18 protein-coding genes, 1 tRNA gene and 1 rRNA gene are annotated in these 21,261 nt (G+C 35.2%); 2 read left to right on the forward strand and 18 right to left on the reverse strand.

Annotated elements, in window-relative coordinates; genetic code table 11:
- Positions 1 to 24 precede the first annotated feature (24 nt).
- The 16 genes from ACFZP3_RS04580 to ACFZP3_RS04655 all read right to left on the reverse strand — a co-directional run bounded on the left by ACFZP3_RS04580 (position 25) and on the right by ACFZP3_RS04655 (position 17,287).
- Entirely contained in the window at positions 25 to 1,092 is a 1,068-nt protein-coding gene (locus ACFZP3_RS04580) for a quinone-dependent dihydroorotate dehydrogenase (protein ID WP_386086949.1), read from the reverse strand.
- A 138-nt stretch (positions 1,093 to 1,230) separates the two neighbouring features.
- Positions 1,231 to 1,302 (reverse strand) — tRNA-Cys (locus tag ACFZP3_RS04585).
- Between the two features lie 5 nt (positions 1,303 to 1,307).
- Entirely contained in the window at positions 1,308 to 2,204 is an 897-nt protein-coding gene (locus ACFZP3_RS04590) for a class I fructose-bisphosphate aldolase (protein ID WP_253309992.1), read from the reverse strand.
- Positions 2,205 to 2,268: 64 nt separating this feature from the next.
- Positions 2,269 to 4,575, reverse strand: coding sequence for an AAA family ATPase (locus tag ACFZP3_RS04595; protein WP_386086950.1), 2,307 nt, complete (start codon positions 4,573 to 4,575; stop codon positions 2,269 to 2,271).
- Positions 4,576 to 4,779: 204 nt separating this feature from the next.
- Positions 4,780 to 6,006 (reverse strand): DEAD/DEAH box helicase, encoded by a 1,227-nt coding sequence (locus tag ACFZP3_RS04600; RefSeq protein WP_386086951.1) that lies wholly within the window; start codon positions 6,004 to 6,006, stop codon positions 4,780 to 4,782.
- 35 nt (positions 6,007 to 6,041) lie between these two features.
- Complete coding sequence (locus ACFZP3_RS04605; RefSeq protein ID WP_064124857.1) at positions 6,042 to 6,293, reverse strand: cold-shock protein; 252 nt, start codon at positions 6,291 to 6,293, stop codon at positions 6,042 to 6,044.
- Positions 6,294 to 6,467: 174 nt separating this feature from the next.
- Positions 6,468 to 7,802 carry a TldD/PmbA family protein gene (locus ACFZP3_RS04610; RefSeq protein ID WP_253309849.1) on the reverse strand — a complete coding sequence of 445 codons (1,335 nt, stop codon included), beginning with the start codon at positions 7,800 to 7,802 and terminating at the stop codon, positions 6,468 to 6,470.
- A gap of 18 nt (positions 7,803 to 7,820) precedes the next feature.
- Positions 7,821 to 8,693: an ATP synthase F1 subunit gamma gene (gene atpG, locus ACFZP3_RS04615; protein ID WP_386086952.1), complete on the reverse strand. Its 873-nt coding sequence runs from the start codon at positions 8,691 to 8,693 to the stop codon at positions 7,821 to 7,823.
- Between the two features lie 209 nt (positions 8,694 to 8,902).
- Positions 8,903 to 10,123, reverse strand: coding sequence for a heme biosynthesis protein HemY (locus ACFZP3_RS04620; protein ID WP_253309851.1), 1,221 nt, complete (start codon positions 10,121 to 10,123; stop codon positions 8,903 to 8,905).
- The gene (locus ACFZP3_RS04625; RefSeq protein ID WP_253309852.1) at positions 10,120 to 10,851 is read right to left on the reverse strand and encodes a hypothetical protein; all 732 of its coding nucleotides are present in this window, start codon (positions 10,849 to 10,851) and stop codon (positions 10,120 to 10,122) included. The genes ACFZP3_RS04620 and ACFZP3_RS04625 overlap by 4 nt, the downstream gene beginning before the upstream one ends.
- On the reverse strand, positions 10,844 to 12,073 hold the full coding sequence (locus ACFZP3_RS04630) for a lipoprotein-releasing ABC transporter permease subunit (RefSeq protein ID WP_265017656.1): 1,230 nt from the start codon (positions 12,071 to 12,073) through the stop codon (positions 10,844 to 10,846). Before ACFZP3_RS04630 ends, ACFZP3_RS04625 begins: the two co-directional genes overlap by 8 nt.
- A gap of 133 nt (positions 12,074 to 12,206) precedes the next feature.
- Entirely contained in the window at positions 12,207 to 13,496 is a 1,290-nt protein-coding gene (locus tag ACFZP3_RS04635) for a sugar phosphate nucleotidyltransferase (protein ID WP_265016488.1), read from the reverse strand.
- Between the two features lie 117 nt (positions 13,497 to 13,613).
- Positions 13,614 to 14,876, reverse strand: coding sequence for a hypothetical protein (locus tag ACFZP3_RS04640; RefSeq protein WP_386086953.1), 1,263 nt, complete (start codon positions 14,874 to 14,876; stop codon positions 13,614 to 13,616).
- A 76-nt stretch (positions 14,877 to 14,952) separates the two neighbouring features.
- Complete coding sequence (gene sdhD, locus ACFZP3_RS04645; protein WP_253309857.1) at positions 14,953 to 15,309, reverse strand: succinate dehydrogenase, hydrophobic membrane anchor protein; 357 nt, start codon at positions 15,307 to 15,309, stop codon at positions 14,953 to 14,955.
- Entirely contained in the window at positions 15,306 to 15,683 is a 378-nt protein-coding gene (gene sdhC / locus ACFZP3_RS04650; RefSeq protein ID WP_253309858.1) for a succinate dehydrogenase, cytochrome b556 subunit, read from the reverse strand. The genes sdhD and sdhC overlap by 4 nt, the downstream gene beginning before the upstream one ends.
- A gap of 100 nt (positions 15,684 to 15,783) precedes the next feature.
- Positions 15,784 to 17,287: ribosomal RNA gene (locus ACFZP3_RS04655) — 16S ribosomal RNA — on the reverse strand.
- Positions 17,288 to 17,440: 153 nt separating this feature from the next.
- Between ACFZP3_RS04655 and ACFZP3_RS04660 the strand changes: the two genes are divergently transcribed.
- Positions 17,441 to 18,055: a hypothetical protein gene (locus ACFZP3_RS04660; RefSeq protein WP_253309859.1), complete on the forward strand. Its 615-nt coding sequence runs from the start codon at positions 17,441 to 17,443 to the stop codon at positions 18,053 to 18,055.
- 558 nt (positions 18,056 to 18,613) lie between these two features.
- Here the strand turns inward: ACFZP3_RS04660 and ACFZP3_RS04665 are convergent.
- Positions 18,614 to 18,793 carry a hypothetical protein gene (locus ACFZP3_RS04665; protein ID WP_265016489.1) on the reverse strand — a complete coding sequence of 60 codons (180 nt, stop codon included), beginning with the start codon at positions 18,791 to 18,793 and terminating at the stop codon, positions 18,614 to 18,616.
- Between the two features lie 205 nt (positions 18,794 to 18,998).
- Here ACFZP3_RS04665 and radA point away from each other — a divergent pair, with 205 nt between their 5' ends.
- Positions 18,999 to 20,342, forward strand: coding sequence for a DNA repair protein RadA (radA, locus tag ACFZP3_RS04670; RefSeq protein WP_386086954.1), 1,344 nt, complete (start codon positions 18,999 to 19,001; stop codon positions 20,340 to 20,342).
- Here the strand turns inward: radA and ftsY are convergent.
- A complete protein-coding gene (gene ftsY / locus ACFZP3_RS04675; RefSeq protein ID WP_253309540.1) occupies positions 20,329 to 21,240 on the reverse strand; it encodes a signal recognition particle-docking protein FtsY in 912 nt (303 codons plus the stop codon). The two genes, radA and ftsY, sit on opposite strands and share 14 nt — an antisense overlap.
- Between the last annotated feature and the right edge of the window lie 21 nt (positions 21,241 to 21,261).

The raw sequence follows: 21,261 nt of genomic DNA on the forward strand, positions 1-21,261 counted from the left end.
AAATAATACCACCAACTTCCAAAATTAATGTATACAACCCACCACCTCACTAATGTTACTAAATCCATCTCTCCTTATTAGTTCTGCAAGTTCTAGATTAATTTTGTTTACAACTTGAGGTCCGTGGTATATGAGAGCAGTGTACAACTGCACCAAAGAGGCTCCTGCCTTTATTTTTTTATATGCATCAGCACCACTTGAGATTCCTCCGCACCCTATCAATAATATTTTGCCCTTAGTAAATTTGTACATATCGCCCAATAACTCGGTTGAAAGTTTGAACAGTGGTTTGCCACTCAATCCGCCACTTTCGTTGTGGTGGGAATGCAGATTATCTCTACTTACCGTAGTGTTGCTTACTGTTAATCCGTCAATCTTATATTCCAACGCAAGCTCAGCGATATTTTCTTTCGTTTGCTGATCTATATCTGGTGAGATTTTTAATATTATTGGTATGGATTTAGAATTATCAATTGATTTCCGGATGGATTTCAACAATTTCGATAATTCTTGCTTATTGTGCAGATTGCGTAAATTAGGCATGTTTGGAGACGAGATGTTCAGCACTATATAATTGCTTTTTCCATATACCATCTTTATTAAATCAACATAATCACTAATTTGGTCTTTCGATGCACTATTTTTTCCTATATTTATGCCAAAAATGCAGTCATCAAGCTTGGTTTCATCTATTTGTTTAAGAAAATAGTCTATTCCTTTATTGTTAAATCCCAATCTGTTAATTACCCCTTGATCTTTAATTAACCGAAAAATTCTTGGTTTTTTGTTTCCATATTGTGGATTACGAGTTACAGTACCAGTTTCAATAAACCCAAAACCAAATGAAAGCATAGGCCTTATAACTTCTGCATTCTTGTCAAAACCTGCAGCCAGGCCCACGGGGCTTCTGAGCTTATTACCAAAAAAATTCACACTCAAAGATTCTGGTAGCTCTATAGGATTCTTATAAGGTATTTTCTTTAATGCCATGATTGCCAAAGAGTGAGCAACTTCAGGCGGCAGTAAAAACAATAAATTACGTAATATCATTTTGTAAAACACTTTGCTTATTTTTAGTTTATTTTTTACCATGAAACGCTATAAGAGTATAACCATAACTTGAAAAGAAATTGATTTTACTTATGAATAATGGACAAGCTTTCTCTATAGGTTACACACTTAAAGCTACTGTTGAATTGAGCAACTTTTACAAGATATAGAAAATGAAAGAGGCCAGGACCGGAATTGAACCGGTATAAAAGGATTTGCAGTCCTCCGCATAAGCCATTCTGCCACCCAGCCGTTTTTTATGTGTAGATATCCATTATATCTTTTAGCATAGATAAAGCTTCCTCCCTTTTGCGTTGAAAAGTGTTACGTCCAATGATTGAACCATTACCACCTCCCTGCTTAATTTCTTTCGCTTCATTGCATATGTCATCTACTTCCTTCGATTCGCCACCAGAAAAAACTACTATTCTTTTCCCTGCAAAGCAAGATTTTTTAATATATTCAATTCTTTTAGATAATGATTCAATATTTTCTGTTTCTATCTTTTCTTTTTCTAAATATCTAGTTGGAAGCTTTACTTTGATTATATTAGCGCCAAGTAAAGCTGCTATGTGCGCAGCATAGGCAATAACATCAACTGCTGTTTCACCTTCTTTGGAAATTCCTTCACCACGTGGATAAGACCATAGCACTACTGCAAGCCCATAAGATTTGGCTTCAGCTACGATTTCACGGGCTTCTTCCATCATATCAAAACACTTAGCAGAACCAGGATATATAGTAAATCCAACAGCCAAGCAGCCCAAACGCAGTGCATCTTTCACAGAAGAGGTTATTGCTTGATCAGAAGTCAGATTTTTTGAATGTAAGGAGTTGGAACTATTAAGTTTCAAAATAAGTGGGAGCATTCCAGCATAAGTTGAAGCACCAGCTTCAATCATACCAAGTGGAGCAGCATATGCACTTACTCCCGAATCAACTGCAAGCTGAAAATGATAATGTGGGTCATAAGCATCAGGGTTAACTTCAAAGCTTTTTATTGGCCCGTGCTCAAATCCTTGATCTACTGGCAGAATCACTAACTTGCCAGTACCGCCAAGCTTTCCATGCATGAGAATACGAGTAAGATTTGCTTTTACCCCGGGGTTTTCACTTTCGTAGTAGCTTAGGACTTGTTTTACTTTATCACTTATCACTATAATTCAAATTAAATTTAAGTTATAAATTGTAACAAAGATGAAGTTCAATACAAGGATTTTAAACTATATTAAAAGCAATTTTATTTTCTACTTTATTCATATAGATTCTTAATTTCTTTCCTTTTATTAATTTACGATTCAGTATTTCTTCCGCTAAGTAACTTTTTATCTCTTTTTCAATAAGTCTCTCTATCGGACGTGCTCCCATTTCCTTACTATAACCCATTTGTACAAGATAAGATTTCACTTCATCCTCTACCAAGCAGTTTATGCCTTTTTGCGTCAGTTGCTTTTTCAGTTCTAGAACAAATTTATCCACAATATGCAAAATCACATCCGTACTTAAGTCAGAAAAAGAAATAATCGCATCAAGACGATTACGAAATTCAGGGCTAAAAACCTGTTCTATTGCTTTTTCGCTATCACCAATGTTAAAATTTTTATGTCCAAAGCCAACAAAACTTTTGCTGCGTTCAACTGCTCCTGCATTAGTTGTCATAATTAAAATTATATTGGAAAAGTTAACTTTACGTCCGTAAGTGTCTGTAACACAACCATAATCCATAATTTGTAGCAATATATTATAGATATCGCTATGGGCCTTTTCAATTTCATCAAGCAGCACAACACTATATTGATTGTTAGATACAGACTCTGTGAGTAATCCACCCTGATCATAACCTACATATCCAGGAGGAGAACCAATCATCCTTGATATCGTATGAGATTCAATATATTCGGACATATCAAAGCGTATAAGATTCATGCCCATGCTTTCTGCTAATTGTTTTGCTAGCTCGGTTTTACCAACACCGGTTGGCCCTGCAAAAAGATAATTTGCTAAAGGCTTATTGTAATTTCTCAACCCAGATTTAGCAATTTTAATAGAATTAACAAGAGATTCTATTGCCTGCTCTTGGCCAAAAATCACCTTTTCTAGATTAGCTTTTAAAGACTTTACTTTCTGCAAATCATCAGATTCAGATCCGCAAGGCACATTTGTAATTCTAGTAATGGTATTCTTAATATCTCTACTATTTACAATTTTACCCCTGTTTCTTAGCAATTTACAATATGCCCCTGCCTCATCAATAACATCAACCGCTTTATCAGGTAATATTCGCCCAGTAATATACTTATGCGAAAGTTCAGCCGCAGACCTAATGGCATTCTTTGTATAATATACTCCATGATACCCTTCATAGTAGTGCTTTATACCATCTAGTATCTTTATCGTTTCATTAACAGAAGATTCTTTAACATTAATTTTTTGAAACCTTCTCGCTAGTGCTTTATCTTTTTCAAAACTAGTGCTGTATTCTCTATATGTAGTTGCACCTATACAACGCAGTGTACCTCTTGCAAGCGCAGGTTTGAGTAGGTTACCTGCATCAAGAAAGCTACCACTTGTAGAACCTGCTCCAATGATAGTGTGTATTTCGTCAATAAAAAGGATAGCACCTGGTTTTGCCTCAATCGCTTTTATTATAGATTTTATTCTCTCTTCAAAATCACCTCTGTAGCGTGTCCCTGCAAGGAGTGATCCTAAATCCAAAGCATAAATTATACTGGACCTGAGCGCACTCGGAACACTGCCTTCAATGATCTTGAGTACCAAACCCTCAACTATTGTTGTTTTGCCAACACCTGGGTCTCCAACATATAAAGGGTTGTTTTTTCTACGCTTCAATAATATTTCTATAGTGCGATTTAATTCATAATCACGACCAATAACATAATCTATTTTTTTGCTTCTTGCATAGTCATTTAAATTTTTACAATAACTTTGTAGAACTTCCTCATCTTTTAGTAGCTCACCTTTATTTACTGTAGTAGGAGCGTCATTATTTTTATCAAGTTTTACTTTATGATTGGTGGTGTATTCATCTATATCGCTCAAGTATTTCATATTAGATATATGGTAAATCAAATTGGAATCTTTCACACTTTGTTTCTGCAATAGATCTTCAACGTATAAATCTTGCCCAGACAAAATTTCTACTAGAACACTTGCTCCATTTATTTCTTTTTTTCCCAAGCTATGAGCCCGTATTATTGCTCTGTGTATTATGCATTGAAACATTGAGCTAGGTTTAACTCCACTGATAATCAATTCAGAACTGCTTTGTAAAAACCCTTTTATATTATTATTATAATCATTAGCCTTAATATTGCATCTTGATAGAATGTTATCCATATTGATGATTTCATCGGCTCTGATATTACATCTTGATAAAACGTAATTTACATCCACGTCTTTAGTTAACGCCAGCAATAAATGTTCTACTTTCGCATATTTTAGATTAAAATTAGAAGCAATGAGTAGCGCTCTATTCAAACTTGCCTCTAAGTTTTTGGAAATCATCTCCTATTCTCTTTAAAAGTGGGAACTCATATATAATGAATAGCACACAATTATTAAAAAAATTGAAATCCAGCAGTTCGCTGTAGCCAATTTGAATCCCCACTCTGGATCTACGTCATAGCACCGCGATATCTCAACATAGATTCCGCTAATGAGTAGCGGAATGACGAGTTTTACGCTTATCAAGTTGTAGGTAAATCCTATTTAATATGCTTTTTCTAGTACTCTGCTTTTCTTCTTAAATGCATTGATCTTTTTTCTACCGTATTTAGTCTTTAACGTACTTGGCCTTTTAAAGACCTTTTTGCTATTACGTTTTTTAAATTGCACACTACAATCAAAATTTGGCTCTCCTTCTTTGTCTGCCAATGCAGGTAGTCTTCTCTTATCTTGAGGTGTAACAAAAGATAGCGCATGCCCTTCAGCTCCAGCACGTGCAGTTCTGCCTATACGATGAATATAGTCAGCTTGCGATTGTGGTGCATCATAATTGATAACATGTTGAATGTGGGGAATATCAAGGCCGCGAGAAGCAACATCTGTTGCAACCATGATTTGATTGCGGCCACGACGAAAAGAATTAATGACCCTTTCGCGCTTGTGCTGCCTTAAATCACCATGAATTGCTAAAGCGCTATAGTCATCTTTGTGCAATCTGCTAGCTAGCTGATCCGCTCCTTGCTTTGTTTTGACAAAGATAATGATTGATCCTTCGCGCTGACATAGTTGTGTAACAAGCTTTTCATATTTTTCTGATTCTGATGCATAAACAATCTCTTGCTTAATTTTTACAGAAGTTGTAGTCTCACAATCAACAGAAATACGTTCTGGTCGATTAAGGTACTTCTCAGTAAGTTTAACTATATCACTAGGAAGAGTTGCAGAAAACATAAGAGTCTGCCGTATTTTTGGCAGATATTTCATGATCCCTTCAATTTGAATTCCAAAGCCCATATCAAACATACGATCCGTTTCATCAAGCACAAGAACGCTAACATTGCGAGTAATCAAAGTTTTACGCTCAATATGGTCTATAATACGACCAGGAGTACCTATTACAATTTGTGGTTTTTTCTGAAGCTGATTTAGCTGCCTAAAAATAGGCTCACCACCAATCAATAAAGCGACCCTTAGTGCAGAATTTTGAAATAAGAGTTTTCTTATCTCATTTGTTACCTGATGCGCAAGCTCCCTGGTTGGCACGATGACTAAAGCTGAACCAGTGTTAGGCTCATTCAGCAACTTAGCAACCAACGGAATAGCAAATGCCAAAGTTTTTCCAGTTCCCGTTTGAGCAGACCCAAGAATATCTTTACCTTGTAGCGCTAAGGGAATCGCTTGTATTTGAATCGGAGTTGGGACGAAAAGATTATTTTTATCTAGAGCTTGTGTAAGCGAAGCTGCGAGACCCATCTCATAAAAATTATTCACAATACGTTAACCCTATTAAAAGACTTCATAATAGATTAATCTTCCAATCTTAAATTGATTGCAGATTTTTTATCTTCTCCGTTTCTACCACGCTCCTCTTTAACCTCATAACTCACCCTTTCTCCTTTTATCCCCTTCTCTTTATTCTCTCCTTTAAGTGTCTCAGGCCTTATTCCTGAACGTTCCAACGTGCTAATATGTACAAAAACGTCACCCCCTTTACCTTCTGGCTTGATGAAACCATAGCCTTTTTCGGCATTAAACCATTTTACATTACCAAATTCCATTTAAACAACTCCTAAATTATTAATTAACATTACTAATGTGATGAAAAACTTTGAAATTACGATTGAGAATGCTTTAAGCTTAGCTATTGAAACTAAACCTTTATACTCCATAGTCTATTCTTAACATTACATGACAATAATACACAATTGTTGTACTTAATGCAAATAAATTTTTTAATCGTTAAGCGAACCTGCAACCGTCATTTCGCTAACTTTAATCGTTGGTGAATTAAATTGCCCACAAAAAGTTAGATCATCTGCAACGACTAAATTGCTAAACATATCCTTTAAATTGCTAGCAATGGTAATCTCATGTATTGGATACGTTATTTTTCCATTTTCTATAAAAAATCCGGAAGCGCCTTGGCTGTAATCGCCATTGATTAAATTAACACCAAAACCAAATAAATCAGTTACATATATTCCCTCTTTCACTTCCTGAATTAATTCTTCAAACGATACATTACCATTCTCAATGTAGAGGTTACTAGCTGCAGGAATAACTGCAGCATTACTTGCACGAGTTGCACTTCCGGTTGTTTCTGAGTCTAATTTTCTAGCCGAGTATAAGTCTAAAATCCAATTTTGTAATATTCCGTTTTTTACAAATATATTTTTCTTGCTAGTTATCCCTTCTCCATCAAATGGTCTCGATGCTATGCCTCTTGGCAACAATGGATCATCGACAATATTAATTCTATCGTTGAAAATCTGAGCGTTTAAACTACCCCTCAAGAAAGAACTGTTGCTTATAATACTGCTCCCATTTATAGCAGAAGCAAAACTTTTTACTAGCCCTTTTGCTGCTCTTTTTTCAAAAATAACTGGAAATTTACCAGTTTTAATTGTACGTGAATTCAATTGATCAACTGCTCTTTTTGCTGCTTCTTTTCCCATTAACTCTGGCAACTTTAAATCACTAAAATTACATGCTATATCATAATCGTAACCAACCTTCATTTCACTTTCTCTTCCAGCAACAACAGAGACCTGATTAGCAAAGGTTGATTTACTAAACGAGCCAATAAAACCAGAAACAGTCGATAATACTGTATTCACTAAAGCGTATGAAGAAGAGGCTCCTTCAGAATTAGTGATACTCTTATGTGCAAGGGCTGAATTTTCTGCAGCTTCAGCAATTTCTTTTAGGTTATCAACGGTTACAACATTATTATCTGAGATACTTAAATCTGCAGAAGAGATATAATTACTACCATTTACAGCAAAATTAATGCAAGGATCTTCTGGCGCATTCTTTGCCATTTCTACCACTTGGCTTACCGTATCACTAAGATTATTCAAATCGTTTGTAGAAATATACGCAGCTTTGTTTTTACCTGCTATAGCTCTGATTCCTACAGTGCAATTTTTAGATTGTGATATTTGCTCAATTTTTGATAGACGCTGAGAAACTGAAGTCTTATTAGTTTCATATATTGTAACTTCCGCATCTTGATTCTGCTTTTTTATTAATTTAGTGATATCTGCTGCAATATTTAATATATTCATTTTCTATTCCTTAGATTTTTATAAAGACTCTGCACCACCTATAACTTCAATTAAATCAGTTGTAATTGCTGCTTGACGAGAACGATTATAAAGCAATGCTAGTTTGTTCAGCATCTCTTTAGTGTTTCTGTTTGCTGATTCCATAGCAACCATTCTAGCACTATTCTCACTTGTTGCACTTTCAAGTAAAGCAGAGTAAAGAGCAATTACAACGTAATCCTGAATCAAAGATTTTAAAATAAATTCAATATTTTGTGGTTCATACTCATAGCCGTAATCTGTTGTTGGACCAGCCAGAGAGTTATCAATCAAGGATGAGTCTTTACTCCATGGTTTTATTGTTTCCAACATTGGTTTTTGCGTGAAGGTATTATAGAATTTACTATAAAAAACTTTAACTTTATCGTATTTACTTAGATCTATACCACCAACCAAAGCTTCTACGTGCTTTAACGTGATCCCCTTACTATTTTCAATTTTTAAGATACTTTTAGAGTCAAACCTATTTTTACCTACATCAAAAGCTTTTTTACCAAGAAATACAATATCTACTTTTTTGCCATTTGCGATTGACTTATTTACACGCTCTTGACTAAATTTGACAATAGAAGAGTTAAAGTTGCCGCACAAGCCACGATCAGATGCAACAATGAATACTAGGTAAGAACCGTCATTACTGATATTTAGAATTTTTGCCAGTAATTTTTGATCAGCTGATAGCATTAATGAAGAAATAATGCTATGCAGCTTAGATATATATAATTTTGAATTTGATAATTTCTTTTGGCTTTGTAATAACTTTGCTGCAGAAACCATTTGCATTATTTTCGTGGTTTTCTGTACAGACCTAATATTCTTAATTCTTAAGGATAATTCCTTTAAGCTCTTCATTTTGTATACAACCCTGATTTATTAAAATATATAATTGTTAGTGTCTAAAAGCAAGTTTTTTTGACATTAGAACCAAGTCTAACTAAAAAACTTGCAGGTTTATTATTTTGAAATAAGGGTTATATTAAGAGATCTACTCCAAAAATTGTTCAATAGAGGTCTTTGATGGTAATTTCCCATATATTATTATCATCACACTTTGTGGAACCTTATAATATATAATAAACGCAATTAAAACTATTGCAATTTGAACATTTATGATCCCATTGCTTTAGTTCTCTGTTACAATTTTTACACTTCCAGCCCGGATCAGGCAAAGCTTCTGAGCCCATCTTGTTTAGCCAATAAATTACCTTGTCGTGTTCTTGCAATGTAACCTTAAGTTGTATTACAATAAAGTAGATTGACATGTAATTAGCCTTTTTCATAGCAGTGTCTAAATATTGACTTGCAAGATCATATTTACCTGAACTCATTGAGGACAAAGCAAGTAAACAGTAACTAAAATAATAATCAGGGCGTAAGTTGTATAGTCTTTCAGCACCTTTACTATTTAAATTGATGTACATTTTAGCTGACTGAGGAGTAGGATTTACTGCATATTCTGCCTCTAGCACTGCAGAAGCTTTTCTGATTTTTCCAAGTTTAATATATAATTCTGCCTTTAAATAATTAATGGGCCGAAAAGTTGCATAATAACTTTGTGCTCTGAGTAAAGACTTTATAGCCCCTTTAAAATCCCCTTTACTTTCATATTGTTTTGCCAAAGCACAATAAAAAACTGCAAACATTTCTTTATGGTCAAAGGGAAGAAAAATATTGAACTTAACTGCTTCCCTCAACTTCAAAATTGCATTAATCCAATCTTCTTTCAATATGCAATGCTCTATTTGAAAGGGAATAGATAGCATTTTATCATTAATTGAACTAGAGCAATATTCTATAAATTTTTGAAAGACTACTTTTTCTTGTTTGAGGTGAACAATCAGCTTATTGGCCAGAAGTAGAGCTAAGTTACGATTTTTATTTGCAACGTTTGTTAAACCGTTACTGAAAAAGCTGTAATTTCCCGTCTTACCTGAGTTAAAGAGCTTTATTAAAGATAACTTATCACTCTTCTCATTTAGACTTTTAACTAGCTTTTCAGCATTCTCTATATTGTCTAAGTCTATGCTAAAAAAAGCTTCAAAGAGAAGCAATTCTTCCCTATCCCTTCTTCTATTTCTTATGTTGGCAAATGTTGATAAAATGGAGGAAAAAAAGCGTACAAGTGTAATTAATAAAAATAATAAAACTACACAAGTAAAAATAATGAAATATAGATCAATACTTATAGTGTAATTGCCTAATTCCAATTTTATTACTTCACCACTTACCTTGACCCATATGCCAAATAAAAACGAAAGAGCGAAAATTATAAAATAAATCATGAGATATATTGTAATAAGTGATGATATATTGTTGAAATATTCTTAGAAGCTACAATAAAACCATTCAATTTATTTAGCCATGGCTTGAATTCTGAATGCGTTAAATTGCTTACTGTAACAGTTATATTTTGCCAATCATTATCGTTTATTGACTCCTCAATTTCTGCGAATTTTGCCCTTAATGGGTCATTTTTATCTTGTATTCTAATCCAGTTTGAAATGATTTTTTTAGACAATGTACTTTTATTGTAGTTAATAACAGCAATGGTCTTCTCAAAAGATAACTTCAACTCACGTAAAGTATCTACCTCTTTCAAACTTTCCAATTCATTTACTGCATTTTCTATCTCTGGATCATCAAGCTCTGATATCAAAGGCTTTATTGAATTTATATGATTATCAAATTTTGCTTCTCGCAATAACGAATTCTTCATTTTAACTACAAGTAGCAGCAATCTTGCGAGGTTCTTATACCTTGAGCTACCATCACCTTGCTCACATTGAGTGTGCAGACCTCTCTTTAAGTCAAATATCTTTTTTTCTACCCTGGATTGATTAACTTCAAGTGACATTCTGAATTCATCTATTTTTTCCGTTAAAACATTTATATTGTCTTCGCTTTCTTGCTGACTTATTTTAAAAAAGATTATGTTATTTATTGTGATGTAACCGGTAAATAACAATACAATTAAGAACCAACCTATGTACTTTTGCTGAGTATCATTCATAACGTAGTATCTCCGCAGGATCTTGTGCAGCTGCCTGCAATGCAGGAGCAATTGTCGCTAAAAATGATAAGAGTAACGCAAGTGCAGAAATACTTACTACATCTTGAGGGACTAATATCACCGGTAAACTTGAAAAAAAGTATATCATAGGATCAAACAGCTTGACGTTAGTAATGTTTTCTAAAAACACTCTAATACTTTCGATATTGAGAGAAAAAACGACACCTATAATACAGCCAAGACAAGTTCCCGTAAAACCGATTAATAGACCACAAGCGCAAAATATGCGCATAATGCTTCCACTTGTTGCACCAAATGTACGCATAATTGCAATCGCGGATTTCTTTTCTTGCACTATCATCATTAAATTTGAGATAATATTAAACGCTGCTACAACTATAATCAAAGTAAGAATTAAAAACATCACATTTCTTTCAGTTTTTAAAGCACTAAAATAATGGCTTTGCTGTGATTGCCAACTTTCAGCTTTCATTCCTATTTCTTTTTCTATAGCATCTGCAAGCTTACCAGCTCTAGTAACGTCGTCTACAAGTACTTCTATATTTTTTATGCTATTTTCATAATTAAAAAAGGCTTGTGCTGATTTTAGAGGCATATATATCAAGGTATTATCATACTCAAACATACCCATATCAAATATTGCTATAACTTTATATTTTTTCATTCGCGGCATTTCACCAAGTAATGCATCAAATTCTTCAGATGATATAAACGTAATTTTGTCGCCATAGTCAACGTTCAAAGCTTCTGCCAATCGTGCTCCTATTATTATCCCTTCATCAAATTTTTTTACATCACCTATAATTACATTATTTGTAATGGTAGTACTATCAAGCAAATCTTTAGTTGACACACCTCGCACTACGCTACCTGCAATTTTACCATTTGCTACAATAATAACTTGATCATTGGTCATAGGAGTAGCTTTTAATATACCAGGAATTTTCTCAATCGATTTCGAAACTGTGCAGTAATCTGAATTTATGTTCCTATCAAAATAAACATTAATATGGCCATCAATGCCAAGTATTGAGTCAAGCAACTTTGCTCTGAATCCGTTCATCACAGACATCACCACTATTAGTGTTGCAACTCCAAGGGCAATGCCGATAATAGAGAACAAAGTCGTTATAGAGCAAAATCTGGCATTTTTCGCTCGCAAATAGCAAGCAGCCATAGTAATTTCAAAGGCAATGGACATTACAAAATATTTTGAGGTTAAACATTATATTCTTGAAACTTCGTATAATTGTAGACTTTTCTTTATTTGAAAACTAGATATTTTTACTCCTTTAAATTTAGCAGACTTATAGAGTATCTTTAACATTAGAATTTCAAAATCTTCCATATACATCATCCAACCTCACTATATCATTATCAGATAAATGCTCTCCTATCTGAAATTCAACTATTTCAAGTGGAGAGCTTGTGCTTCTATTTTCAATCCTATGGGAAACTTCCCTTGGGATTTCTATCATATGGTCTTTTACTATAGCATATTCTTTGTCGCCTAAACTAACATACCCAACTCCCGATAGTACTATATGGTATTCATCTCTATAGTGATGGAATTGCTTAGAAGTGCAGCTTAATGGATTTATAAAAAGATATTTTATAAGAAAATTTTCGCCTATTAAAATTATACTACAAAATCCCCATGGCTTGATTTCTCTTCTTATCGCTTTTGCTTTCTTAACCTTATTAATAAACGATATTAGGCTTTTGTTTGGTTGCTTATAAGCTCCACCCAATAAATTTTTATTACTTTCTGTCGTTGAAACTGGCTCTCTTTTTTTTGTTACATGTCGGAATGACGACGTAAACTTCTCACTCAATTCTAAAACTGAATTCCAAGTTCCAACATCCAGCCAATCGAAATTAGCTTCTATCATTGCAACGTTTTTTGCTTTTTCCATTACCAAGTAATCAATAGAGACGCCTTCAATTCCTGCAAAATCTCGTTGTTTTAAATACAGAAATCTCTCTTGCGGTGTGAAATGTTTCACACTTGCAAAACATAAATTATAAAGAGTCGGGGCAGATTTTTTGATCTCATCTATATAGCGTTTTGCTTTGAACACAAATATTCCAGAATTCCAATAATAATCATTACTTAATACATGCTCAGGTTTCTCTATGAAATCCTTTACTATATGATACTTTTCCTTATGATCATAAACTGCATTTATATAGCCGTATTCAGAATTGAATTCATGAGGCTTAACTCCAAACGTAACTATAGAGTTAGTTTCAGAAGCTAGCTGAGATGCTTTGTGAGCAGAAGCATAAAAATTATTCAAATCACCTATAAAATGGTCTGAAGGCAGAATTAACATTATCTCGTTTTCATTGCAGAGAAGCGCAGCAATTAATATCGCTGCTGCTGTTCCAATTTTCACTGGTTCGAAAATCACTTTATATTCTCGCAGCGCATGCAACTCCTTCTTCACTAACGACTCGTACTGTATATTTGTGGCAATTATGGGTGGCATATAACCACTTTTTAGCCTCAATAAAGTGTTCTGAAACATAGTGTTATGGCTAAATATTTTTTGAAATTGCTTTGGCTTCGATAAAGGCCAAAGTCTGCTGCCACTACCACCACATAGTATTACAGGGCGCATATAGTTAAGAAAATTAATTAAATAATTAACATCTTATGCTAATAGTAAAATGCATGCAAGTTTTTGTTGTGGAATAGTTAATAAAGAAAGTAAATGTTAATTTAAAGTAGTGGCCGGTTAGCGAGGAGGTAATTGAAATTTTTCGTCTTGAAATGAACTCCGTCTGCTTAGTACTTCATTAACATGAGGAGTATCACTCACTTTTTCAACATCTGCTTTTTTAGACGCAGCTATTTTCTCATTACTTTTGTTTTGCAACTTCTCCTTCTTTAAGCTTTTTCCAATATCTGGTTCTCTAGATTTATCTATACTTTCACTACTTTTATTTGACGGCTTCTCTAAGTCTTTTTCAATACCTGGCCTTCTAGCATTAAGCTCATCCCATGTGCCCACTATACTAAGTGGCTTATGATCCTTTTGCCCTGGCTTTAGCCTTTCTCCACCTTTAATAACATTAAAGTCACTTTTTGCTTCTTCCCAACATCCTTTCAATTGGTGTTTCCACATAGTGAAGTAAGCATCACCATACTTCTTCTTATCTGCTACAAATAATAAAATTGGAGCCTTAAGTATGGTAGCTCCCATATTCACTAAATTTTTTACTGCCATTGCAGGGGTGAACAAAAGATAGCCAAAAGACTTTGCAATTGGGTTTTGTTCGCTTATTAAATACTCCCCTAACTTTATAGGAAGAGAAGTCAACAATTTAGTACAAACTTTAGCCAAGCTTGCAACGAAAATAATAGGAACAGATATAAGACTTTTATCTAGCTCCAAGTTATTATTCTGATCTCTAATTTCTGAAAAATGGGTGCTTAGCTTCTTGTAATCACTAGTGTATAGTAATTTTCCATTTCTTCCTTTTTCATCTCTATCTTTCTCATCAACTTCTCCCGTGTCATCATTGATGAAGCAACCTTTTTTAGCAAGAAAAGAAGAATTAGTTAATCTAAGTAACTTAGTATCAACCTCAAAGACCGGCAAATGTTTTTCAAGATCTATTTTTGAAAACTTAAATGGCTTATAAAATTTACTATAATCATTAACCTCACGCCTACCTTTACTAACTAAAAAGTCAATAGTAAAGTAAGATTTTTTATCAATTTCCTTAACCAAGGCTAGATCAAATTCGTATTCATTATATATAAGCTGGTACTCTGGATTTCCGTCTTTATTTTTTACAAGCTTGTCATTTTTTTTTACAACTCTCCCAGAATCTACAATCTGATCATAATTTTTTGGATATTGACACTTTCGTCCATCCTCATATATCATTACCTTTCTAAGGTCTTTGACATAAACTTGAGACTCAGATGAACTAAATAGATCCTTCACCTTTAGCGTAAGGTCTATTCCCCACTTTTTCAATGTCTCTAACATATTGCTAAACCAAAATCACTATAGTTCAATGATAAAACTAGTACACTAATAATATATTAACACAGAATTGGCAATTTTACAAGAAAATATGCCTGTAGAAGACAAAGATTGTAAAAGCGAGGGTTATATAAGTAATGCTTGATAAGTACTTTATGCATGTAATTGTGAAAATCCTTAGAGATACGCTGTGTATATAATCTTCACACACTACCTGCATTCCAAGAACTGCGTGCCAAAAAATGCAAAACAACAATACAACAAAAAATAAAAGCTCTAGAGGGTGATTAATAAATTTTTCACTAAAAGACAAAGAGCTATCAGTATAAAATGCGCAAGAAAATGAATAGATAAACCAAGGAAACAGGAGCAGTAAAATTACTGCAGAAACACGCTGGACCCACCAATGATGTACTGAATTTCCAGATTGACTCATATAAACATAAATAAAAAAGCAATAGTAGAAAGAAGTAGCGTTACTGTCAGCAGTATAGCACTCCTTGAAACGCCAGTAATTTCTAAATTAAGCCCAACATCCCACAATAAATGACGAATACCATTAAGAAAATGATATACAAAACTTACAAAACATAAGACATAAGCTAATTTAGCAACAGGAGTGAATAATAATGCATTTAAGTACCTTACTATAAGTAACTCAGGAAAGTAAACATGTAATATGAAATACCAAGAAAGTATCATTAATAAAAGGAATAGCAAGATACCAGTCAATCTGTGCATAATAGAGAAAAAACTAGTAACTTGTACTTTATATATTTGTAAATGTGGAGAAAGAGGCCTATCACTCATAAAATTTCGTTATTGGGAAATTAAAATAAAGTAGAAGTAAAGACAGCAGTATAGCACATAACAACACCATCATTAAAAATGGTAAGTTATGCGCAAAGCCCAAGGAGGTAATCCAGCTGCAGATTCCCCTACTGCTACCTTGTTACGACTTCACCCCAGTCACCGATCCCACTTTAAATAACTCCCTCCTTGCGGTTAGGTCGTTAGCTTCGAGTGAAACCAATTCCCATGGCGTGACGGGCAGTGTGTACAAGACCCGAGAACGTATTCACCGTGGCATGCTGATCCACGATTACTAGCGATTCCAACTTCATGTACTCGAGTTGCAGAGTACAATCCGAACTGAGATGGCTTTTAAGGGATTAGCTTAGCCTCGCGACTTTGCAGCCCATTGTAGCCACCATTGTAGCACGTGTGTAGCCCACTCCATAAGGGCCATGATGACTTGACATCATCCCCACCTTCCTCCAGTTTATCACTGGCAGTTTCCTTAAAGTCCCCAGCATTACCTGATGGTAACTAAGGATGAGGGTTGCGCTCGTTGCGGGACTTAACCCAACATCTCACGACACGAGCTGACGACAGCCATGCAACACCTGTGTGAAATCCGGCCGAACCGACCCTATCCCTTCGAATAGGTATAATTTCCATGTCAAGGAGTGGTAAGGTTTTTCGCGTTGCATCGAATTAAACCACATGCTCCACCGCTTGTGCGGGTCCCCGTCAATTCCTTTGAGTTTTAATCTTGCGACCGTAGTCCCCAGGCGGAATGTTTAACGCGTTAGCTGTAATACAGAAAGTAAACTTCCCATATTTAACATTCATCGTTTACAGCGTGGACTACCAGGGTATCTAATCCTGTTTGCTCCCCACGCCTTCGCGCCTCAGCGTCAGATTTAAACCAGATAGACGCCTTCGCCACTGGTGTTCCTCCTAATATTTACGAATTTCACCTCTACACTAGGAATTCCTCTATCCTCTTTCAATCTCTAGGTTAGCAGTTTTAAAAGCAGTTCCAAGGTTAAGCCTCGGGATTTCACTTTTAACTTACTAACCAGCCTACGCGCCCTTTACGCCCAATAATTCCGAATAACGCTAGCCCTCTCCGTATTACCGCGGCTGCTGGCACGGAGTTAGCCAGGACTTCTTCTGTGAGTACCGTCATTATCTTCCTCACTAAAAGAGCTTTACAACCCAAAGGCCTTCTTCACTCATGCGGCATGGCTGGATCAGGCTTTCGCCCATTGTCCAATATTCCCCACTGCTGCCTCCCGTAGGAGTCTGGACCGTATCTCAGTTCCAGTGTGGCTGATCATCCTCTCAGATCAGCTATAGATCATTGCCTTGGTAGGCTATTACTCCACCAACTAGCTAATCTAATATAGGCTCATCTAATAGCAATAAATTTTTCCCCCGTAGGGCGTATACGGTATTAGTTGCCGTTTCCAACAATTATTCCGTACTACTAGGTAGATTCCTATATATTACTCACCCGTCTGCCACTAAGTTATACCATAGCAAGCTACAATATAACTCCGTTCGACTTGCATGTGTTAGGCCTGCCGCCAGCGTTCATTCTGAGCCAGGATCAAACTCTCAAATTTAGACTTCAACCTATAAAAGGTTGAGGGTACATCGGATAAATCCGACAAAAAATAATTTAGCTTAATACTGCTGTCTTTATTTCTACTTTAGAAATATTTTAATCTCCAACTATTCAAACAACTTTGAGAACATTATTATGTGATATAATCACTATGTCAATATGTTTTTGCAAATCAAAAGCATTAATGTATAAATATATAACTATTTGGAATATTACCATGAAAAAATACATCTTTCTGCTTGCACTCGCACCAATGTTAGTTGGCATCACATTATACTTATTGCGCAACATTGATAACACAAAACAATCTATAACTGCGGGTGACAAGTTTTACGAAGTATTATTCTTTAAAAAAGATAATAAGCCGCTGCTAGAAGAAATAGATTCAAATTGGGGGTATTTAGCAAATTTTGAACACGCATTCAATCATATCTCAGATTCAATGCCAACAAACACAGCATCTATTTATAATGATTTGGCAGATGATAAAGATGCTCCTAATGTTTTGCGTGAGTTAGCACAATACTTAGAGGTAATGAGCTTACTTCACTCCAACGGTGAAAAAATAAATAAAGATAAAATTGATAATTTAGAATCAAGTGCAGTGTATCCTTATTCAAGCCAAGAAGCTATCGCTGTAGTAAAGATACATAATAACGACATTAAAGGTGCAACTGAAATATTGCGTTCCCTATTAAATGACAGAAAATGCCCTATCCTAATCAAAGCTAATGCACAAGAACTACTCAGGATATATGGAAGTTAACTCATTAGACTTTTTGTATAGTTTTTGGCAACAACCGTTAGAAACGAAAAAACTTCCTTGACAAACTCCGCCATCCCCCTTATCATGATAGTGAAGGTATTCAGTTATCTTCATCTGTGCAGATTAAACAGCAAGAAAACAACGTAGTTGGCGTCTTATTTTTAATTTTTTGCACTATGTGCACCTTATTTCTTCACAACATTTCTGGGTTTTTACCTATATAAGCTGAAACGCGCTTATAAGTCGTTTAAGACAGTATAGTACGCCAATTTGCAGGATTAGAGAGTGACAACTAGCTAACACGGGGTTTCTTTTGCCTTTTTTTCTGCTTAGTAAATTTCTTAAACATTTGCAGCGTAGGTTAGTTGCAGTGTTTAAGACTTAAAAAACGCCAAATACTGAAAATAGACAATGACTAGGGCTTCTTTTGCCTTTTTTTTCGTTTGGTAAATTTCTTAAATATTTATAGCTAAACGATAATCTTCATCTCGCTGCTTGTTAGCGGGATCTATGTTAAGAGATACCGCGAATGAATCGCGGTATGACGTAGGACTGCTGTCATCCCAGTGCTTGACACTGGGATCCAGTTTTCCATATAATCTCATCGAAAATGTTGTAACCACTTTCTATGCTAGTTTGCTTGCTTACAAGCAAACTTTTCTGGATCCCAGTGTCGGGGCACTGGGATGACATCATTCTTTTTCCTGGATCCAAGTAGTCTGGGCACTGGGATGACAAAAAAAGGATGCTACTGGAATGACAGGAGAATGGGCTACTTGGATCCTAGAGGGAAGCGTTCGTGCAATTATTGTGCATGAATTTAAATGGCACAACTTATGACAATTATCTTCGCACCAAAACGTTTGTGAGACTCAGTGGTTAGATTTACTTCGCCTATTCAGCTAATTTTCATTACAATTATAACAAAATAATTTTGGCTTTGATGAAAACTGTATATGTATGTCAATCCTGTGGTCATAGCACTGGTAGGTGGGTAGGAAAGTGCATTGCATGTGACAATTGGGATACAGTTGTTGAAGAAATAGCAGTAAAAACGGGCAAAAGAAGTATATCTGCGCCAATTTTAATAAAGGCGTTATCGGGTAGCGAAATTATCACTCCAAGTCGTTTTCTAACAGGAGTAGAAGAATTAGATAGAGTTTTTGGTGGGGGTATCGTTCAAGGTGCTAGCATTCTAATTGGAGGCGAACCTGGTATTGGAAAATCTACCCTTTTGCTTAGAATTGCAGCTAATGTTGTGCAACTTTCCTCTTTTGAATGTCTTTATGTATCTGGCGAGGAATCTTTAGAGCAGGTGAGCCTCAGAGCAAAGCGTCTTAAGATAAATGAACCTAAAATTAAGCTTTTATCTACAGTGTCTTTAACTGATGTAGTAGCAACAATAAAGGAAAATAAAAGCATTAAATTTTTAGTAATTGACTCTATACAAACAATGTATGATAGCAGAATTACATCGGCACCAGGAACTGTAACTCAGGTTCGTACTTGTGCCCATGAATTAACCATTCTTGCAAAACAATATGGTGTTTCTCTTTTAATAGTTGGTCATATAACTAAGGATGGGCAAATAGCTGGACCTAAAACTTTGGAGCATATGGTAGATACGGTATTATATTTTGAAGGTGAAAATAGCAATCAATACCGTATTTTGCGTACTATTAAAAATAGATTTGGCCCTGCAAATGAAATTGGTGTTTTTGAGATGTCTGAAGCAGGACTTGTGCCTGTTGATAATCCATCATCATTGTTTCTGATGGCCCATGACAGAGAAGTAGTTGGCAGCGCCGTATTTGCAGGAATTGAAGGTTCAAGACCAATTTTAATGGAAGTTCAAGCGTTGATAGCAGGGACTAATATTGCAACCCCAAGAAGGGCAGTAGTTGGGTGGGATATTAATCGATTGGCTATGATCATCGCGGTGCTAAATGCTCGCTGTAAAATGTTTTTGCATGATAAAGAGGTATACCTAAACATTGCAGGGGGACTCAAAATACAGGAACCATCGGCTGATCTTGCTGTTGCTGCTTCCCTTATTTCAAGTGTAGTAAATTTACCGCTGCCAACTTCTTCAATAATCTGCGGTGAAGTTGCACTTTCAGGAGAAATTAGGAATGTCTCGCATGCTGATCTTAGACTAAAAGAAGCACAAAAGTTAGGATTCAAAAAAGCAATTATGCCTAAAAATGGTAATTACTCTTCTCATGATATTGAGATAATTAAGCTTGGTCACGTAAGGGAATTAAGAGAAGTCTTTAATTACAATTAAATAACGCTTCAGCAAACTCTTTACTAGTAAACTCCTTTAAGTCCTCTATACTTTCACCAATTCCTATAGCATGTAACTTTACCTTATAAGCTTCTGCAAGTCCAATTACTACTCCGCCCTTAGCGGTGCCATCTAGCTTTGTTATGATTAGCCCGGTAACACTAACCATCTTACTAAATGCCTCTAATTGGCTATAAGCATTTTGGCCGGTAGTTGCATCAAGAACTAAAATAACGTCATGAGGGGCAGTGTCATCCAATTTCTTTATCGTTCTATATATTTTTGATAACTCCTCCATAAGGTTCACATTATTTTGTAGCCTGCCTGCTGTGTCAATTAGAACAACATCAACGTTATCTTTTATAGCTTGACTCACAGCTCTATATGCCACACTTGCAGAGTCGCTACCATGCTCTCCAGTAACAATCAAGCAATCAGAACGTTCTGCCCAAATGTTTAATTGTTCACTAGCAGCAGCTCTAAATGTATCACATGCAACAAGCATAACGGACTTTCCCATCTCCTTATATTTATATGCGAGCTTACCTATAGTTGTGGTTTTACCATTACCATTTACTCCACATACCATTATTATATGTGGTTTTTTATTCAAAATTAACGGTTGCACAACTGGGCTCAATATAGCTTCTATTTCGTTCATTAACTGCTGCGAGATAATATTATACTCAACTTCCTTGTCAAATTTGATGCTTGTGAGCCTGTCAATAATCAACTTGGAAGTTTTATGACCAATATCCATGCTAATTAGCAATTCTTCTAGCTCATCTAAAAGCGACTGATCTAATTTTTTTTTGCCAGAAAAAATACTTTTCACCCCGTCGCTAAAGCGAGAAGAAGTTTTTAACAAGCCTTTATAAAGGTTACCAAATAAACTCAAGAGAATACTCCTTTTAAATTA

The organism is Wolbachia endosymbiont (group A) of Norellia spinipes (genome assembly GCF_964273535.1).

What these genes read in the sequence shown, in the direction of transcription:
- ACFZP3_RS04580 (WP_386086949.1), bottom strand. Translation starts at nt 1,092, where the DNA reads ATGGTAAAAAATAAACTAAAAATAAGCAAAGTGTTTTACAAAATGATA.
- ACFZP3_RS04595 (WP_386086950.1), bottom strand. Translation starts at nt 4,575, where the DNA reads ATGATTTCCAAAAACTTAGAGGCAAGTTTGAATAGAGCGCTACTCATT.
- ACFZP3_RS04605 (WP_064124857.1), bottom strand. Translation starts at nt 6,293, where the DNA reads ATGGAATTTGGTAATGTAAAATGGTTTAATGCCGAAAAAGGCTATGGT.
- ACFZP3_RS04610 (WP_253309849.1), bottom strand. Translation starts at nt 7,802, where the DNA reads ATGAATATATTAAATATTGCAGCAGATATCACTAAATTAATAAAAAAG.
- atpG (WP_386086952.1), bottom strand. Translation starts at nt 8,693, where the DNA reads ATGAAGAGCTTAAAGGAATTATCCTTAAGAATTAAGAATATTAGGTCT.
- ACFZP3_RS04620 (WP_253309851.1), bottom strand. Translation starts at nt 10,123, where the DNA reads ATGATTTATTTTATAATTTTCGCTCTTTCGTTTTTATTTGGCATATGG.
- ACFZP3_RS04625 (WP_253309852.1), bottom strand. Translation starts at nt 10,851, where the DNA reads ATGAATGATACTCAGCAAAAGTACATAGGTTGGTTCTTAATTGTATTG.
- ACFZP3_RS04630 (WP_265017656.1), bottom strand. Translation starts at nt 12,073, where the DNA reads ATGTCCATTGCCTTTGAAATTACTATGGCTGCTTGCTATTTGCGAGCG.
- ACFZP3_RS04635 (WP_265016488.1), bottom strand. Translation starts at nt 13,496, where the DNA reads ATGCGCCCTGTAATACTATGTGGTGGTAGTGGCAGCAGACTTTGGCCT.
- ACFZP3_RS04640 (WP_386086953.1), bottom strand. Translation starts at nt 14,876, where the DNA reads ATGTTAGAGACATTGAAAAAGTGGGGAATAGACCTTACGCTAAAGGTG.
- sdhD (WP_253309857.1), bottom strand. Translation starts at nt 15,309, where the DNA reads ATGAGTCAATCTGGAAATTCAGTACATCATTGGTGGGTCCAGCGTGTT.
- sdhC (WP_253309858.1), bottom strand. Translation starts at nt 15,683, where the DNA reads ATGAGTGATAGGCCTCTTTCTCCACATTTACAAATATATAAAGTACAA.
- ACFZP3_RS04660 (WP_253309859.1), top strand. Translation starts at nt 17,441, where the DNA reads ATGTCAATATGTTTTTGCAAATCAAAAGCATTAATGTATAAATATATA.
- radA (WP_386086954.1), top strand. Translation starts at nt 18,999, where the DNA reads ATGAAAACTGTATATGTATGTCAATCCTGTGGTCATAGCACTGGTAGG.